Here is an 18407-nt window from a genome sequence, read left to right on the forward strand (position 1 = left end):
TAAAAAGTTTGCCTATTTTGTTTTAAATACTTGAAGAGCTGCTGAACCCATATCTCCAGATAATTGAATTTTTCCAATTTTTTCTAAAGTATTTGCATCATAAACAGCAATATCATTTAAACAACCTCCAAGATATAGTTTTTCTCCATCCATTGAAGGAACAACACTATAATATGTATGATCTGTAACAACTCTTTTTAACACTTTTTGTTCTTTTAAATCAAATTTTGTTAAATCATTTAAAACTCCATACAAAATATTTGAATCTTTTGGACTTCTAATTGCTGTAAACATCAAAGTTTCATACTCTGAAATATTTTGTTGAATTATTTCTCCAGTATTTAGATCAACACTTGTAATTCCCCAATACCAAGTTCCAGCATCTTCAGATGGATTATTTGGATCATCATATTTTATAGTTGCATATAAAGCTGTTAAATCTCCTGTTTGTTGCCCAATGATATAGTTTGCAGCAGAATCAAGGTCACTATATCCCTCTTTCCCCCATTTAACTATTTTTTTTGCAATTTTTATATCTCCACTATTTGCATTTACTTCATATAAATCTGTTCCAACTACATAAACTTTTCCATCTTTTCCAGTTGAAACAACTGTCGTTTGTCTTGGCATTTCAAAACTTTTAACAGGTTTTGCATCCAATCCATCAGCTACATTATAAACTGAAAAATATGGAGGTAAAACTTTATATCTATCATTTAACATCTCTGTTCTATTATAAATTGCATAAACTTTTGAACCATCTTCATTAACTGATAAACCAAACAGAGATTTTGCTCTAATATTTCCTTGAGTTAAAGAAGTATGAAATACTTTTTTACAAGTTTCTATTTCATAACCAGCAACTTGTTCTCCATATTCACCTAAAATAAATGCAACTTTATTATTTGGAGATAAAACAATCGCTCCTGGAGAAAATGCTTCATCTATTTTACATTCATTTATCATTTTATTTGTTTCCAAATCAACTAAAGCAATATTATTTGGTCTTGTAACAGTAACCAAATAATCGTGATTTGATTTTAATTTAACATTTGCTGCATTTAAATTTGTTGTTAAGCTTGAAGATAAAATCAATGAAAAGCTTAATAATCCTAAACTACTTTTTAAAAATTTTTTATTTAACATATTATCAACCTTTCTATTTATATTTTTGGATATACATGGTCTAATTCTCGCCAGTCATCTTTTGTTGCAGGAGCTTTTTCACCCCATTTTTTATAACTAGAAGAAGTATCAGGAACTTGAGTTGGCCACCAACAAGGATCTGAACATCCATATAAATCTGCTTCCATTGGCTGACAAAGACTTGCAACTCCACCATCACTATCTACTTCCCAACCTGGATCAAACGTTGTAACACATCCCACAACACTTGACATTGCAACTACTTCATTTGCATTCCCTTCTTTTAAAGCCTCTTCTAAAAGTTTAGCTTTTGGTGTAATTGGTTTTAAATGTTTCATTTTCTTTTCCTTATTTAAAATATTTTGTAAAAAATTCTGGATTTTTTGCTTTTATTCTTATATATGCTTCTACTGCAAAATCAATCCAATTTCTCATATCATCACAATAATGTAACACTGATTTTTCAGGTGTTCCATATTTGATATAACTTTCGTGATAACAGCCACCTGCACATAAATTTCTAATTCTACATGTTTGGCAACTTGTATCTTTTTCATTTGCTCTTTTTTCTAAAAAACTCCCTAAAGCTTTTTTATCAAGACCTTTTTCTATATTTCCAAAAGATGGATAATCAGAACCTGTAAATCTATGACACAAATCTATATCACCTTTATATGAAACTGAAAGTAATCCAACTCCAGCTCCACAAGGTAATTTTTTCTTTCTTCCTTCATGAATATCAATTACTGTTCGATGAAGATTTGAAAAACCATTAAAATTACCCTTAATTGCCTCATTTATATAATCTTCACCCAACTCTTTAAATCCTGCAAAAACTTTTTTCAAATCACTATCACTTAAATTAAAAAAGTCATTATCGCCTGAAGTTGCAGGAGCAAAACCAACCTCTTTAAATTTTAAGTCATATCTTAAGTGATTCCAAATTGTTTTTACATCTGTAACTCCTCTTGTTAAAGTAACTCTAGCTCCAACTGTTCTATTTTTATAAATATCCAATAGTTTTGCTACATTTTTAGCTACTTTTTCATAACTTCCTTTTCCATTTTCATATACTCTAGTTTTATTATGAAGTGATTCAGGTCCATCAATACTAATAGTTAAATCAACTTTACTTTCATGTAAATATCTAATAACTTCATCAGTTAAAAGTGTTGCATTTGATGTCATCGAATAACCAATTTTTAAACCTTTACTTTCAAAAAAATCATTTGCATAAGCAATAATTTGTTTGATTAAAGGTAAGTTACTCAAAGGCTCTCCTCCAAAAAAAGTAATTGAATACTCTTTTAAATATGGAGATTCTTTATAAAACATATCAATAGCATCTTTTGCGATTTCAAAAGTCATTTGACCACTATTTTTTAAAGATGTTAAATCTGCTTTATAGCAATATGTACAACTAAGATTACATCCTGAAGTTACATTTAAAACTAGAGCTTTTGCAGGAAAATGTTCTATTTTTGTCTCTTCTTCTTTTACAAAAAATCTGCTTCCTACAATGTTTAACTCTTTAAACTCTTCAACTATCTCTTCTTCATCTTTTGTTATCTCTTCTTTGTTTTCCATCTTTTTTAGAAGATTTGCACTTTCAGTTGATAACTCAAAAACTGAAGAAGTTGGTATATGAAATAAAAACTCTTTTGAGTCTATTTCTAAAATATGGTAATTTGTTTTTATTAAACTATAGTTATTGATACTCATGATAAATTCTTAATTAATTGGTGGGTTCACAAATTTAGGAACTGTTACAATCATATGAGATTTTTCACTTAACTCTTTTTGTCCATCTTTATATGTTGCAACAACACTTATATTTCCAGCATTATTTGTCATCAATTTTCTTTCTTCATTTGGTCCAGCTATGCTTGGAGTAAATTTTCCTGTATTAACATCTATTTGACCAACATACTCTAAATCTTTATCCTCTTGCGCTTGTTCATCGTAAGCTTCTAAACTCCAAGTTGCAGGAACAACACCTAAATTGATATCATCATCTGTATCTTTTTTACCATCTTTTCCAAAAGAATAACCAATTGCTTCAAAAGTTGCATACTCTTTTAAGATTTTATCTTTTCCTTCTTCTCCACCAATTCTTGAAATTGCATAATCAGGAGTAACTTTTAAATAATCAACTTTGTCATATACAACTAAACTATTTTTAAATGTTTTTGTACCAATCGAAATATTTCCATCAATAGTTTTTGAAATTTTATTTGCAACAACCTCTAAAATAATCTCATTATTTGTATGTTTAATAGTTTTTAAAACTTTTAAACTACTTGGTAATTTAATATCTCCAACTAGATTTGTACCAACAATTGAAATAGTCGATTTTTCTCCAGCTTTTACAGCTTTTGGATAAACTGCTACTAATGCTGTCTCTTTTGAATCTTTTGCTTTTCCTACTAAAGTTGAACCATTTTCAGGATGAAGTGCTTCAAACATTCTTCCTTCAAAACTATTTGTTTTTGGATTTAAGTGTAAAGTTTGTCTATATTTAACCCCATTTACTTCAAAAGAAGCTCTAATTTCACTTCCTCCATAAACTACAGCTATTCCTCTTCCTTTATATTCTTCACCAGAAGCATATTTGTAATCCATCAGCATTGCATAAGATTCATCTGTACTTTTTATTAAAGTTAAAGTTGCTGTAAAATCACCTAATATTGGAGTATGACCATAAGTAATCCATTTTTTTGGTAATTCATAATTTTTTACTGATTTTATGTATTTATCAAATTTTTCTTTGTCTTTCCCAAAATTTTCTGCTAAATATGGTACTACTTCATTTTGAGCTACACCAAACCAATCTCTATCCCTTGCTTGTGCTTGAACTTCAAAAGAAGGGAATTGTGCAACATGGTAATTTACTAAGCTATTCCATTCATTTGCAGTTCTTCTTTGAAGACCAATTCTTGCTTCCGAGTGACATCTAACACACATTTCCGTTAGCAATTCATCTTTGCTTTCTTCTTGAATATTTGGTGTTTTATCTAAAACATATGTGTATGGTTTTATCTCATCAGGAGTTAAACCTTGGTAGTCTGCTAGATATTTAATAACATTTGTTTCTTCATCTCTTGTGATAGATAAGCCATGTTCTCTTTGCATTCTTTTTACTGTCATATACCAACCTTCTGGTGTTTTTCTTTGATCAGAAATACGACTTAAGCCCTCTTTTAAATCACCTGTATGACAGGCAATACATTTACTTTCAATAACTTCTTTTCCTTTTTGTGCATCAACTGCAAATAAAGGTAAAGCAGCTAATAAAACTAAAGATTTCATCCCAAATTTTGATAATCTTTTGTAATTCAACTTTTGCTCCTCAAATAAAATTTTTTTAACTAAAAACCTATTATTTAGTTTCAATGGATTATAAATAATCATTCACTTATTTGTATAGTATTAAAACGACATTTGTGTATATAAAATATACAAACTGAAGAAATAAATAGTAATGAAAAGTATTAAAATTCTTTTTTACAAAGGATGAAATTTGTTTCAATTTAAAACTTTTAAACCAAATTACAAATTAGAAAAATGGGTTAAATCTTATTGGTTTGTTAACTATGAACAAACATTAGATGAAATAGAAAAAGAAAAAGTTATTTTGCCTTATGACAATGTATGTTTATTGATGATAATAGATATAAAAAAGAATCTTTCTTATTCAAATAAAACTTTAAATAGAGGTATTTATATATGTCCTCCAAGTTTAAATATACATAATTTAAACCTTGATTCAAATATTTACTATATAGATATTTCTTTATTCCCTGGTGTTTTTTATAAACTTTTTGGAATACCTGTATCGAAACTTGAAGATAGAGTTTATGAAATAAAAGAGTTATCTTTAAATTTTGATGTTTCTATTCTTGATTTATTGTATGAATTAAAAAATAGTACTTTAAGTTCTTTAGATAAACTCGATGAATACCTATTTAAAATATTTCAAAATATGCAAGAAGATAGTTTATTATCAAATCTTTATGAATTTACTAAAAATCCTAATTTAGAAAATTTTTATAATCAAAATAGATTATCTATTAGACAAATTCAAAGAAAAGTAAAAGATTTTACAGGACTTGCTCCTAAATCAATTGAAAAAATAAATAGATTTTATGGAACTTTAAAACTTATAAAATCAAATAAAAATAGTATTGATTTTAAAAATATTGCAGTTGAAAATAACTTTTATGATCAATCATCTTTTATAAAAGAGTTCAAGTTTTTTACAGGAGTTACTCCAACTCTATTTCTTTTACAAGCAGATGATTTTTTACAATATAAATGTAATATTTTTTGTTAAATTTTAAAAACTACTCTTTTCTAATAAAATTCAAAATAAACACTAAAAATATTGATAATATAAATCCAGTTACAAATGAAACTGCTAAAATCAAAGATTTCTTTGGTTTTACAGGATAATCATTTACTATATAATCTCCTACGACTTCACTATTTCTAACACTATCATTTGTAAGTTTTAACTTTTCTATCATTAAACTATTTTTTAAATCATCTAATTTCTTCACTAAATTTACATTTAATTTGATTTCTTCTTCTCTAATATCTTCTTTTTCTTTATATTATAGAATTTTTCCTCTTATATAGACTTTATGTATAGATTTTTTCTTGTTTTAGAGAAGAATAATATATAAAATTTCTACAAAAGGTAGAATTATGGAAATATATGAAAAAATAAATCTATTATTGAAAGAAAAAAGTTTAAATAAGAAAAATTTTGCTATAAAACTTATTGCACTTGAGCCAAAATTAAAAAGTACTGGAGAAATTCCTACTATAAAAGCAATATATGCTTATTTAAGTGGTGATATTGCTTTAAAAGTAGAGTTATTACCATATATTGCAGAAGTGTTAGAAATACCTGAACAAATACTCTTTGATGATAGTAGTCGAACTAGAAAAATCTATTTAAAACATATTTTATAAAGTCTCTCAAGTGAAGAAAAAGAGTTGATAAAATCAAAAGTTTGTTCAGAACAAACATCAAAAATAAATATTCCAAAAGATAGATTTCATCAAATCAATGATTTACTAATCTATGCTCCAGAGATATTTTTAGAAAATTTAGAGAATACTTTAAAAAACTACAAAGATTTAACTTTAAAATTTACAAAATAAATAGTTTTTTATTTCTCATCAACCATTGTATAATGTAACTCTAAACCTTTAGAAGTTGCAACAAAACCATTTATATTAATAGTTCCATCATGTACCATTTTATGATGTTCTTTACAAAGAGGAATTAGATTATATTTATGGTTTGCATTTATATGTCCAATAAAGCCATCTTTATTAGCACGTGCTTGTTCTTTTATATGATGAACATCATCACAAGCTCGTCCACAAATTACACAGTTTGAAGCAAAAACACTATTATTATATTTTGAAGTTTTCTTTTGAGATAGTCTTTCTAAAGGATTATAATCATCAGTTAATTTTTTTCGTATTTCATTTGCAATATTTAAAAACTCTTTATCCATATGAAGTGATTTTGCATATTCTAATCCATACATAGAAGAACCACTTCCAAAAGCTAATTTTCTATCAAAAATAAGTTTATCTTCATCATCTTTATAAAAAACGGATAAATGTAAAGAAATAATATTTTTTAGTTTTTGTATCTCTTCAATTTCAGGAAGTTGATGTAAATGTGTAGCAAAAACAAATAAAGCTTCAAGTTTTGCTAATTTTAAAATAGCACTTGCAACGATACTTAATCCACTCATAGTTTCTGTACTATGTGAGATTTCGTCACCCAAAATAAGTGAATTTTTACTAGCTCTATTAAAGATATTTTTTAACTCCAACATCTCAACTGCAAAAGATGATAATCCTTTTGCAATATTATCAGCTCCACTAATTCTTGTATAAACTGCATCAAAAATAGAAAATCTCATAGAACGACATGGTACATAAAATCCAGCTTGTGCTAAAACAACTGCGATTCCAATCGATTTCATCAAAGAAGATTTTCCCGAAGAGTTTATTCCATAAAGTAAAACTCCATGCATTTTATTATTGTACATATTTACTGGATTTGAATTTTTTATAATTATATTATCTTTGTATTCTTGAGAAGCAAGGCTTAGTTCTCCCAAAATAATGTCATTTGGTACATAAATTCCTTGTTCTTCATTTGCTTCAATTATTGGATGTCTTAAATCAATAAGTTCTAAAAAGTTTTCATTCTCTTTTGTTTTTACAATCTTTGGACAAGTATAGTTATATTTTTTTGCTGTTTTTATATTTGAAACTGTTAAATCTACCTCAGCTATAAACTGTACTAATTCTTGAAGTAAAGTAGCAAATTTCTTTTCAAATTCGTGAATTTTTTCTTTAAAAACAAGCTTATTTAACTCTACAATTTTTCGTAAATTATGTACATATTTATCTGAAATATCTTCAGTTAATTTACAAAAAATCTTTACTGAATTTGTTTGAACTTTTATATTAAAATCTTTAAACAAATACAATTCATCATCAACTATTAAATGAGAATTTAATAACTCTTTTTTAACTAAGTTAAATCTATTTTTTGTCAAAGTGATAAAAAATCCCTCTTTATCGAGTCTATTTATACTTACAAAATTTGAATCATCACTTTTCATAAATGATAAAATATGTGTTCTTAACAATTCTAATTTAGAATATAAAATCTCATTTTGAGCGTTTAATTCGTCAATTTGAGTATTTATTCCAAAACTTATCATATTGCTATCAACATCTTTTAACATAAATTTACCACTGATATTTAAATCAAAAGTCGAATCAATAGATTGAATAAATAAAGTTAAATCCGCACTACTACAAGGCGGAGTTATAAATTTATAATTCTCCATAAAAGCTACAACTTCTTTGATACTTAAAAGCGAATCATAAAGATAATTTAACTCAAAAGGATGAAGCCTATTTAGTTTTATTCTTCTTGTTAATCTTTCAATATCATAAATATTTGCTAATTCATTTTCTATTGGAGAGTGATAATCATATAACTCTTTTGATAAAGCATATCTTCTTAACAACTCTTTACTATCTTTAACTGGATGAGTAAGTCTCTCTTTTAAAAGTCTTTTTCCCATTGCTGTTGAAGTGTTGTTTATAAGTTTTATCAAACTTGGATTATGAGTTGTTTCAATTATATTTAGTTGTTCAAGTGCATTATTTCCAAGATAAATGTATCTACTAATATCAAGTTTTTGTGGAGTTGAAAGTTTTTGAATAATATTAGAGTCATGCCCAATTACAAAATCAATCAAAACAGCAAGAGATTCAGTGCTTAAAGGAACTCTTTCCATATCAAGATGTTCAATAGAAGTTAGCAAAGACTCAATATTAAATACATTTTTAAAAAGTTCATTTTGATAAGAGATTTTTGGTCTAAAACTTCCAATATGAAAAGTCTTAAGATTTAACTCTAAATAATCAATAACCTCTCTTTGATTTATATTTTTATCTGCAAATGTTATAACTACTTCGTTTGTTTTATGCATATTCATATAATTAAACACTTCATCAAGTGCAAAAAATTTATCTTCACTTGTTCCATGAACTTCATTGTAATAACACTTTCCAGTAGTTACATCAATAGCACTATAACCAACCAAATAAATACCTCTTATTTGATCAATTAAAAGTGAAGTTATATTATTTTCATCTTGGTCTATTACAAAATCAAAGTTTGTTCCAGGACTTACAACCGTATCCAAATATCTACTTACATTTGGAGGAAGTCCTTTTTGTCTGATAATTGCAATAGTATATTTTTGTTCAGATATTATTCTTGCTAAATGCTTTTCAAAAGCAATTGCTGGAACTCCAGCCATTATTGGATTTTCTTTTGAGTTTTCTAAAATAGATTTATTTTTTCGTGTAAGTTGAATATTAAGAAGTTCTGCTATCTCTTTTGCTTTTCCTATTTTTTCTTCATCATTATTTACTTCATAAACCTCAAAAAAAGTTCCTATTTCCATAAGAACCAAAGCGTTTGAGCCATATTTTTTTTCAAATAACTTTTGAAGTTTAAAATAGGTAATAGTTAGAAGTTCACCCCTATTTTCTAAAAGTTCAGCAACTTCTTCTCTCACTATCTTCGCACTCCTGTCCAATCTCTTATTACTTTTCTATCTTCAGAGCTGATATTAGCTTTTGTATGTATTAAAAGGTAAGGTTGAAGAGGCATAGCAGCATATATTGTTCTATAAATATCTTTTAGATGTTCTTCTTTCTCTTTTTCACTATAAGTTTCCCAAATTGAGAAATTTAAAGCTTTTTTTCCTTCATTTACATGTTTTGAAATTGTCCAAGAAAAAGGAGCAATATATGAATACCAAGGATATACTGTTTCATTTGAATGGCAGTCATAACAAGCTGTTCTTAAAATATCCATGATTCCTTCTTCAGCTGTTATTTCTAAAGATTTATCTACAACTTCATTTTTTTTATTTGTTGGAATAAGTTGTATAACTAAAAAAAGTCCCAATAAAATTAATAAAAATCTTTTCATGTACCATCCATTAAATTATAAATTCTTCTTATTTCCTCTATAAATAGAGATAAGCTTATATTTCTTCCATATCGTTTGAACTCTTTTTTATCAAAAAGAACAACAATTGTAGGAATCGAAAATACGCTAAACTGACTAGAAAGCTCTTTTGAAATATCTGTTTTTATTTCAAAAAGTTTCATTTTAGGAAAGTTTTTTGATACTTCAGTTTCAATTTTTGGTTTTAAAACTTTACAAACAGAACAATTATCTCCACTAAAATAAAGTATTATAGCTTGATTTTCACTTATAGCTTTTTTTAGTTCTTTTTCGTTTTCTATTTGTGTCATTTTATACCTCAAAAAAAAAGATAGCTAAAAAGCTACCTTTTATACTTGGTGTTCACTACTTTTTGAAAGTCTCTTTTTCTGAGAAAGATAAGAATTTAAAGCACCAATATATGCTTTTGCTGTTGCAAGCATAGTATCAATACTCAATCCATGTCCTACAAAAGCTGGACTTGTTTCATCAAAAGAAACCCTTGTTGTTACTTTTGCTAAAGCATCTTTACCTTCTGTTACAGAGATTACTTTATAGTCTTTTAATTCACCACTAAATCCTGTAATTCTATCAATCGTTTTAAAAATAGCATCCATTGTTCCATCACCAATTGCAGCATCTTTTATGATTTCATCTTTATATTTGATAGCAACAGCTGCTGTTGGAACACCATTTGTACAATCACTAATTTGTAATCCAATTAAATCATAAGTTTTATCGTGATTTAAAGCTTCATCTGTGATTAACATTCTTACATCTTCATCACTTATCTCTTTTTTATTATCTGCTAAAACTTTAAATCTTTCAAATGCTGCATTTAACTCATCATCACTTACTTTATCAAACCCTAATTGAACAATTTTATCTCTAAATGCTGCTCGACCAGAGTGTTTTCCTAAGATTAAAGTACTATCTTTGATAACACCAACATCTTCAGGTTTCATAATTTCATAAGTTTCTTGATGTTTTAAAACACCATCTTGGTGGATTCCACTTTCATGTGCAAAAGCATTTTTACCAACAATTGCCTTATTTTGTTGTGGCTCAACTCCTGTGATTGTAGCAACTAATCTTGAAGTTGCATAAATTTCAGGAGTATTAATAGTTGTATATAAATCTCCAAAAGCATCTTTTCTAGTTTTTATAGCCATTACAGCCTCTTCTAAAGCTGAATTTCCAGCTCTTTCACCCAATCCATTTATTGTTACTTCTATTTGTCTAGCACCATTTAAAACTGCTGCTAAAGTATTTGCAGTTGCTAATCCTAAATCATTGTGATTATGTACTGAAATTATCGCTCTATCACCTGCATAAGCACTCAATTCTTTAACCATTGCACCTAACTCTGTTGGTAATCTGTATCCAACAGTATCAGGTAAGTTTATAGTTTTTGCACCTGCACCTATAACAGCATCCATAACTTCTTTCATAAAAGGAATTTCACTTCTTCCTGCATCTTCTAAAGAAAATTCAACATCATCTACAAAAGTTTTTGCATATTCTACTGCTCTTATTGCTCTTTTGATAACTTCATCACCACTCATTTTTAACTTATATTGCATATGAATAGGACTTGTTGCTATAAACGTATGAATTCTACTTTTAGCAGCACTTTGAACAGCTAATCCCGCTTGTTTTATATCATTATCAACTGCTCTTGCTAAAGAACAGATACTTGAGTTTTTTATAATTTGAGCGATTCTACTAACTGCATCAAAGTCACCTGGACTAGCTGCTGCAAATCCAGCTTCAATTACATCAACTCCTAATTTTTCTAATTGTAAAGCAACTTTAATTTTTTCTTCAGTATTCATCGAACAGCCAGGGCTTTGTTCACCATCTCTTAATGTTGTATCAAATACTATAATTTTATTTTTATCCATTGTAATTTACCTTTAAATATCTTATTTATTATATCTTTTTTTAATTAAAAAAAGAAAAACTGTCGTGTGATTATATGTGTTAAATTGTAATTATAAAAATTATAATTAGAGAGAAAAAGAAAGCAGGAGCAGAGAGTTTACACTTTTAATGAAATGGCTTTTATAAAAATCAAATATTTTCATATTACTCTCCTTTGTTTATTTTAATTTTTAAGTATAATTAATAAATTTTTATTTGTCAATAGCTTGAGTAAAAGTTTTGGAAATTTTTACTCAAATATAACTATTATAAATTTATAGGTAATTTTATAATAAAATTTGCCCCTTTTTCTAAATTATACACTTCAATTTTACCATTCATGTTGTTCTCTATAATTATTTTTGACATATAAAGACCTATTCCAGTACCTTTACCTTCATCTTTTGTTGTAAAATAAGGTTCAAATATTTTATTTACTATATTTTCATCTATTCCATTTGCATTATCTTTTATTGAAATACAAATATTGTCATTTTCTATTTTAGTTTCAACAATTACAAGTGGATTAAGAATTTTATTTTCAATTATTGCATCTTTTGCATTTGTTAATATATTCAATATAACTTGAGAAAATTCATTTGGAAAACCATGGAATTCTAATTCATCTGAAGAAAAATTCTTTTCTAATTTTATATTATGATGTTCAAAAGTGGATTCAACCAATTCTATGGCTTTATTGACATTTTCATTGATTCCAAATTTTTCTTTTGATTTATTAGGCTTAAAAAAGTTTCTAAAATCATCAATAGTTTTTGACATATTTTTTGTAAGCATATCTGCTTTATTTATTGATTTATCCATCATCTTTTCATCTAATTCCCCCATATCATAAGAGAATTTTAAATTTTGAAGAACCAATCCTAAAGCATTTAAAGGTTGTCTCCATTGATGAGCAATATTTCCTATCATTTCTCCCATTGCAGCTAATCTTGTTTGTTGAATTAGAAGTTGTTCTTGCTCTTTTTGTTTTGAAGTTTCTATTTGAACTTTTTGTTCTAAATTACAATTTAATTTTTTTTCTTCTTTTATCAAATCTTCAATTTTTCCAGCCATTTCGTTAAATGAATTTTCAAGTTGTCCAATTTCATCTTTTGAAGTTACTTTTATTCTATAATCCAATTCATTATTTGCAAATTTTTTTGTTCCAACTAAAATATTTTCAATTTTTTTACTTAAATAACTTGACATTAATAAAGCTATTACAATCACTAAAATAACCATTGCAAAAGTTATTATTGTTAATTCATTAATTAATGCATTTATAAAATCTTTTATTTCTAATTGATTTTCATTCATTATTTCAGACATACTTTCAGTTTGATTATTTAAAATTTTAATTACATCTTCTCTTGTTTTATTAGCAGCTGAATGAAAATCATCAACACTTGCACCAATTGCTACAAATCCAAATCCTCTTTTTGTATTGCCGTATTTACCTGTATAATAAGGAATTGTTGCGGCTGTTGTTAATTTCCAAACATTACTCCAATTTATTATAAAAGATCCATATCCCCCATTTTGAGTTAACTGCATCCAACCTTCACATTGAGGAGCAAAATTTAAATATCTACAATCAAGTCCGACATTTCCATCCTCTTGTAATTGTTTTAGATTCGGTTTTTTTTCTAAACTTTGTTCTTCAAATTTTGGATAATCTTTTAAAAATTGATTTATATCTTCATTTGAACTATAAAATTTTTCTGCAACATCAGCACTTAACCATGGCATTACTTTTTCACCACTATTTTTATCATATCCAAAGATTGAATAATCTCTTGGATGAGCAATACTTTTTCCTTCATAATCCCAAATAAAAGCATAATTACCTAAAGTTGCATCTGCAATATTTTGTTTTAAATTTATACTCGTAGGATTTAATGTATCTGTAAATTCTTGAATATGTCTATGATCTAAAGCCATAGAAATGTAACCTATTTTTTCATTATTTTTAAATACAGGTGTAATAAATCGAATAATTCCTTCAAATCTTTTTCCTAAAGGATTTTCAATTCCTGCATATCCATATTTTTCTGGTTCAAACTCAATTCCAGCTTTTTTTGCTTTCTCTTTTGTAAAAGTTCCTATTATTTTACTTCCTATATATTCACCAATAACATCAGAAACATAAATCTCATTTTTATTTAATTTTGAAATATCATCAAAATATTTTTCAGCTTTCACATAAGTATTTTTACTATCTGAAACATTTGATTTTTCAGGATTTATTGAAGAAATTTTATATTTCTCATTTCCATTCAAATCAAAAAAACTTATCTCTTTGTAAATTGGAATATTTTTTGTTTTAAACTCTATTGGGTCAATATAATTAAACTCTTTTTCATTTTCTTTTAAATTTGCAGTTTTTTTATCTCGTTCAACTTTTTTTATCTCTTCTTTTGTTTTATAAGTATTTGTTTCATCATCATAAAAATATTCATCATGGACAATAACATTTCTTGTTTTTGATTCATAAAAATTTTCTAAAATCTTTTGATTTAAATCTAATTTTGATAAAAACAATAAATCTTTATCTCTTTCATATAAGAAATCAGCAATATTATTTGCAATTTCATAGGAGATTTTTTCTAAAGAATCTTGAGATTTTTTATCCAAATTTTTTATACTATCTTCAATAGATGCATTTGCAGTATTTATAATAATCTCTTTATTTTGATTAAATAGAAATGTTGTACTTTTGTTTATGTACATATCTAATTTTAAAACACCTTCATAAGCAATATATGCAATGAATAATAAAGGAATAATTTTTATTAAAATAAAAATTACAATTAATTTAATTCTAATGCTCAAATTTTTCATGTAGGTCCTTATATTTTTCTTTTATTATTAAAAATTCATCTAAATTATTCATAAAAATATTTATCAAATTTGGATCAAAATGTTTTCCCTTTTCTTCATCAAAAAGTTCAAGTATTTTTTCTATACTCCAAGCTTTTTTATAAACTCTTTCACTACTTAAAGCATCGAAAACATCTGCTATTGCAGTAATTCTTCCAAATATATGTATTTCTTCACCTTTTAATCCTAAAGGATATCCTGTTCCATCCCATCTTTCATGATGAGTATAAGAAACAATGCCTGCTGCTTTTAAAGTTTCTCTTTTTGAATTTTTTAAAATATTAAAACCTATTTGAGTATGTGTTTTCATAATTTCCCATTCTTCAGCAGTTAATTTTCCAGGTTTATTTAATATTGCATCAGGAATACCTATTTTTCCGATATCATGCATAGGTGAAGCCATAAAAAGTATATTTACATCTTTATAATCCAAACCTGATTTCTGTGCTAAAAGTTTTGAGTATTCGGCAACTCTTTTTACATGATATCCTGTTTCAGAACTTCTCGTTTCTCCAATTTCGCCTAGCTTATATATTATTTCTCTTTGTGTATCTTCTAACTCATCATGTAAATTCTCAATTTCTGTTATATCATGACTTATTGCCATATATTCAATTACTCTATTTTCTTTATCTTTTAAAGGAAATATCGTCATATTTAAATGAAAAATTTGTTTATTTTTATTCAAATATGAATTTTCACCTTTCCAAATCTTCTCATCAAACATTTCATCTGCTTTTGATTTTTTCTGTTTTAATAAATTTATATATTCAAAAATAAAATAATTTTTTCCTATTAATTCATCTTTTGTAAATCCACTAATATTATAAAAAGCTTCATTTGCATAAGTTATATTTTTGTTAAGATCCATTCTAAGAATAATATTACTTTCATCTATTGCTTCTTTATAGGCGTTTACAGTTCTAATTGATTCATTTAAATCTGAAACACTTTTTTGTGTTAAATTTTCAAAATAATTTTTTGATATTTCTAAATCTGTTATGTCATTTGATAAAGATATAAACTCTAAGATATTTTCATCTAAATCTAAAATTGGTTTTACTATTAAATCAACAAAATATTCTCTTCCATCTTTAGAAATATTCTTTATACGACCTTGCCAAGATTTTTTTTCACCTTTTATTTTTTTCCACATATCTTTAAAAATAGTTTTATCCATTAAAGGATGATTTATAATGCTGTGTGGTTTTCCTAAAATTTCTTCTTTTGTATATCCAGAAATTTTTTCAAAAGGTTCATTAATATATGTTATAATTCCATCAATTGTAGCTTTTGATATAATTGATCTTTCATCTACAATATCTTTATACTGTTTTAAAGTATTGTAAATTTCTTTATTTTCTTTTTCTAAATATATATTTTTTGAGATACTAAAAAGTGTTTCACTTAAAGCATAAAGATTTAGTGGTTTAGTTAAATATCCTGCTACATTTAATTTAATTGCTTCGAATAAATAATCCGTGTCATTAAATGCTGTCACAAAAACAATAGGAATATTTGAATTTATTTCCTTAATTGCTTCGACCATTTTTATACCATTCATAATAGGCATTTGAATATCAGCTATAATCAAATCAGGTTGATTTTCTTTGAATAAATCAAGTCCTTCTTGTCCATTTTTTGCAACAAATAGTCTTTCAACTTTTCTTTCTAAAAAATACTCTAATTCCTCTCTTGTATTATCATTATCTTCAACATATAGAACTTTTGTTTTTTTTAAATAGAAAAAATAATCTTGAGTTTTTTTCATATTTGACCTTAATTATAAATGCTCTTTTAAGATTATTATACAACAATTATAACTAAAAATATGGAAAAATAATTTTGATAGAAAAAAGTTAGGTAATTATTTACCTAACTTAAAATATATTATTCTTTTGTCTCTTCTTCTTTTACATCTTCATCTTTGATAGCTTCAGTATGTAAGTCTTCATCTTCAAAAACAGTTCCACCATTTTCTTTGATAATTTCTCTTACTCTTTCACCTGTAATTACTTCTATATCTAATAATTCTGCTGTCATTTGCTCAATTGCTGCACTATTATCTCTTAATGCTTGTAAAACAATTTCATATCTTTCATTTAATACTGTTTTTACGTGAGTATCAAGTTCTTTTGCCATAGCATCTGAATAATCTTTTTGAGTTTGTCCACCTAAAAATTGATTTGTTCTTTTTTCTAAAACCATCAATCCAGCAATATCACTCATACCATAAATAGTTGCCATTGATTTTATAATTCCAGTTGCTCTTTCTAAGTCATTTCCAGCACCAGTACTAATTTCACCAATAAACACTTGTTCTGCTGCTCGTCCACCTAATAAAACATCAACTTCAGCAAGTAATTCATGTTTTTGCATCAAATATTTATTCTCTTCTGGAGTATTAAGTGTATATCCAAGTGCAGCAAGTCCTCTTGGAACAATAGATACTTTATTTACTTTATTTGCACCTTTTGTAATCTCAGCAATTAAAGCATGTCCACTTTCGTGATATGCTACGATCTTTCTCTCTTTTGGAGAAATTCTTCTTGATTTTTTTTCAAGTCCAGCAATTTGTCTTTCAACTGCTTCTTTAAAATCTTCTGGTCCTACTTCATTTTTTGAAGCACGTCCAGCTAAAAGAGCAGCTTCATTTACAATATTTGCTAAGTCAGCTCCTGCAAGTCCAGCTGTCATTTTTGCAACTTCTTTTAAATCTACATTTTTACCTAATTTTACATCTTTGATATGTACATTTAAAATTTCAATTCTTCCTTCATAATCAGGTTTATCAACTAAAACTTGTCTATCAAATCTTCCTGGTCTTAAAAGTGCTGGGTCAAGAACTTCTGGTCTATTTGTTGCAGCTAATACAATAACAGGTGCATGTTCAGTTGAGAATCCATCCATTTCAGCTAAAAGCTGATTTAATGTTTGCTCTCTTTCATCATTTCCACCCATTGGTCCACCACTTGCTCTACTTTTACCAATAGCATCAATCTCATCTATAAATATAATTGCAGGAGCAACTTTTTTAGCTTGTTCAAATAAATCTCGTACTCTTGAAGCTCCAACTCCAACAAACATCTCTATAAATGCTGAACCAGAAACTGATAAAAATTCAACATTTGCTTCACCTGCAACTGCTTTTGCTAAAAGTGTTTTCCCTGTACCTGGAGGTCCTACTAATAAAACACCTTTTGGAATTTGAGCTCCAAGTCTTACATATCTATCTGGAGATTTTAAGAAATCAACAACTTCTTGAACTTCTTCTTTTGCTTCTTTATTTCCAGCCATATCATCAAATTTTACATTTGGTTTTTCAGAATTTATCATCTTTTTTGATGAACCAATTCCAAGGATTCCTCCTGAACCACCACCCATAGATTTTTGCATTCTTTTTGCAATAAACATCCAAATAGCAAAGAAAATAAAGATTGGTAAAACCCAACCGAATAAAATATCAGCTAGAATATTTTCTTCATTTATTCCACCATAACCAATATTGTTTTTTTCTAATTCAGTAATCAAAGTTTCATCAGGTATTACTCGTCTAGCTGTATAAGTTATAACTTGTCCACCTTCATTTTTAGAAATTGCTCTAATTTGAGTATTTCCAATACCTACATATTCAATTTTTCCTGCACTAATTAATTTTTTCAAATCTGAATAAGCAATTGTTTTATTTGAACTTTGACCAAATGCTTGAACATTAGAGTTTGACACTCCCATAGTTTCGTCAGAAAAAATAGTTTTAAATGCAAATATTGTAACTATTGCAAAAATTACAAATATTAAAATTGGATTATTGTTAAAAAAATTATTGTTATTATCGTTGTTATTGATATTGTTATTATCATTTTGTTGTTGTTTTTTTGACATTTAA

At 26.8% G+C, this 18407-nt stretch carries 15 protein-coding genes; 3 read left to right on the forward strand and 12 right to left on the reverse strand.

The genetic code is table 11. The features are described 5' to 3' along the window. Nucleotides 1–12: 12 nt before the first annotated feature. From peaD to peaA, 4 genes are read right to left on the reverse strand one after another with little or no spacing between them, the layout of a single operon-like run. Nucleotides 13–1146 carry a quinohemoprotein amine dehydrogenase subunit beta gene (peaD, locus tag B0175_RS01340; protein WP_108526938.1) on the reverse strand — a complete coding sequence of 378 codons (1134 nt, stop codon included), beginning with the start codon at nt 1144–1146 and terminating at the stop codon, nt 13–15. Nucleotides 1147–1163: 17 nt separating this feature from the next. Then, nucleotides 1164–1484, reverse strand: a complete 321-nt coding sequence (gene qhpC / locus B0175_RS01345) for a quinohemoprotein amine dehydrogenase subunit gamma (RefSeq protein ID WP_108526939.1) — start codon at nt 1482–1484, stop codon at nt 1164–1166. Between the two features lie 10 nt (nt 1485–1494). Continuing rightward, nucleotides 1495–2868: a quinohemoprotein amine dehydrogenase maturation protein gene (gene peaB / locus B0175_RS01350; protein ID WP_108526940.1), complete on the reverse strand. Its 1374-nt coding sequence runs from the start codon at nt 2866–2868 to the stop codon at nt 1495–1497. Between the two features lie 9 nt (nt 2869–2877). Next, entirely contained in the window at nt 2878–4485 is a 1608-nt protein-coding gene (gene peaA, locus B0175_RS01355) for a quinohemoprotein amine dehydrogenase subunit alpha (protein ID WP_108526941.1), read from the reverse strand. Nucleotides 4486–4666: 181 nt separating this feature from the next. Here peaA and B0175_RS01360 point away from each other — a divergent pair, with 181 nt between their 5' ends. Next, nucleotides 4667–5479 carry a helix-turn-helix domain-containing protein gene (locus tag B0175_RS01360; RefSeq protein ID WP_108526942.1) on the forward strand — a complete coding sequence of 271 codons (813 nt, stop codon included), beginning with the start codon at nt 4667–4669 and terminating at the stop codon, nt 5477–5479. Between the two features lie 10 nt (nt 5480–5489). Here B0175_RS01360 and B0175_RS01365 read toward each other — a convergent pair whose 3' ends face one another. Beyond that, nucleotides 5490–5705 (reverse strand): GNVR domain-containing protein, encoded by a 216-nt coding sequence (locus B0175_RS01365; protein WP_146175176.1) that lies wholly within the window; start codon nt 5703–5705, stop codon nt 5490–5492. 148 nt (nt 5706–5853) lie between these two features. On the opposite strand from B0175_RS01365, the gene B0175_RS01370 reads away from it, so the two are divergent. Both B0175_RS01370 and B0175_RS11225 read left to right on the forward strand, forming a co-directional pair. Beyond that, nucleotides 5854–6123, forward strand: a complete 270-nt coding sequence (locus B0175_RS01370) for a hypothetical protein (RefSeq protein ID WP_108526943.1) — start codon at nt 5854–5856, stop codon at nt 6121–6123. 24 nt (nt 6124–6147) lie between these two features. Then, entirely contained in the window at nt 6148–6315 is a 168-nt protein-coding gene (locus B0175_RS11225; protein WP_210004210.1) for a hypothetical protein, read from the forward strand. An 8-nt stretch (nt 6316–6323) separates the two neighbouring features. Here the strand turns inward: B0175_RS11225 and B0175_RS01375 are convergent, their stop codons facing one another. The 7 genes from B0175_RS01375 to ftsH all read right to left on the reverse strand — a co-directional run bounded on the left by B0175_RS01375 (nt 6324) and on the right by ftsH (nt 18403). Then, entirely contained in the window at nt 6324–9281 is a 2958-nt protein-coding gene (locus B0175_RS01375; RefSeq protein ID WP_108526944.1) for a MutS-related protein, read from the reverse strand. Beyond that, nucleotides 9281–9700 (reverse strand): heme-binding domain-containing protein, encoded by a 420-nt coding sequence (locus B0175_RS01380; protein WP_108526945.1) that lies wholly within the window; start codon nt 9698–9700, stop codon nt 9281–9283. The genes B0175_RS01375 and B0175_RS01380 overlap by 1 nt, the downstream gene beginning before the upstream one ends. Continuing rightward, entirely contained in the window at nt 9697–10029 is a 333-nt protein-coding gene (locus B0175_RS01385) for a thioredoxin family protein (protein WP_108526946.1), read from the reverse strand. Before B0175_RS01385 ends, B0175_RS01380 begins: the two co-directional genes overlap by 4 nt. 39 nt (nt 10030–10068) lie before the next feature. Next, the gene (locus B0175_RS01390; protein ID WP_012012272.1) at nt 10069–11622 is read right to left on the reverse strand and encodes a 2-isopropylmalate synthase; all 1554 of its coding nucleotides are present in this window, start codon (nt 11620–11622) and stop codon (nt 10069–10071) included. A 286-nt stretch (nt 11623–11908) separates the two neighbouring features. Beyond that, a complete protein-coding gene (locus tag B0175_RS01395) occupies nt 11909–14482 on the reverse strand; it encodes a sensor histidine kinase (protein WP_108526947.1) in 2574 nt (857 codons plus the stop codon). Continuing rightward, nucleotides 14463–16292 carry an HD domain-containing phosphohydrolase gene (locus B0175_RS01400; RefSeq protein WP_108526948.1) on the reverse strand — a complete coding sequence of 610 codons (1830 nt, stop codon included), beginning with the start codon at nt 16290–16292 and terminating at the stop codon, nt 14463–14465. Before B0175_RS01400 ends, B0175_RS01395 begins: the two co-directional genes overlap by 20 nt. A 119-nt stretch (nt 16293–16411) precedes the next feature. After that, nucleotides 16412–18403 carry an ATP-dependent zinc metalloprotease FtsH gene (gene ftsH, locus B0175_RS01405; RefSeq protein WP_108526949.1) on the reverse strand — a complete coding sequence of 664 codons (1992 nt, stop codon included), beginning with the start codon at nt 18401–18403 and terminating at the stop codon, nt 16412–16414. Between the last annotated feature and the right edge of the window lie 4 nt (nt 18404–18407).

Origin of the sequence: Arcobacter lacus (genome assembly GCF_003063295.1) — a bacterium.
GTDB classification, from domain to species: Bacteria; Campylobacterota; Campylobacteria; order Campylobacterales; family Arcobacteraceae; genus Aliarcobacter; species Aliarcobacter lacus.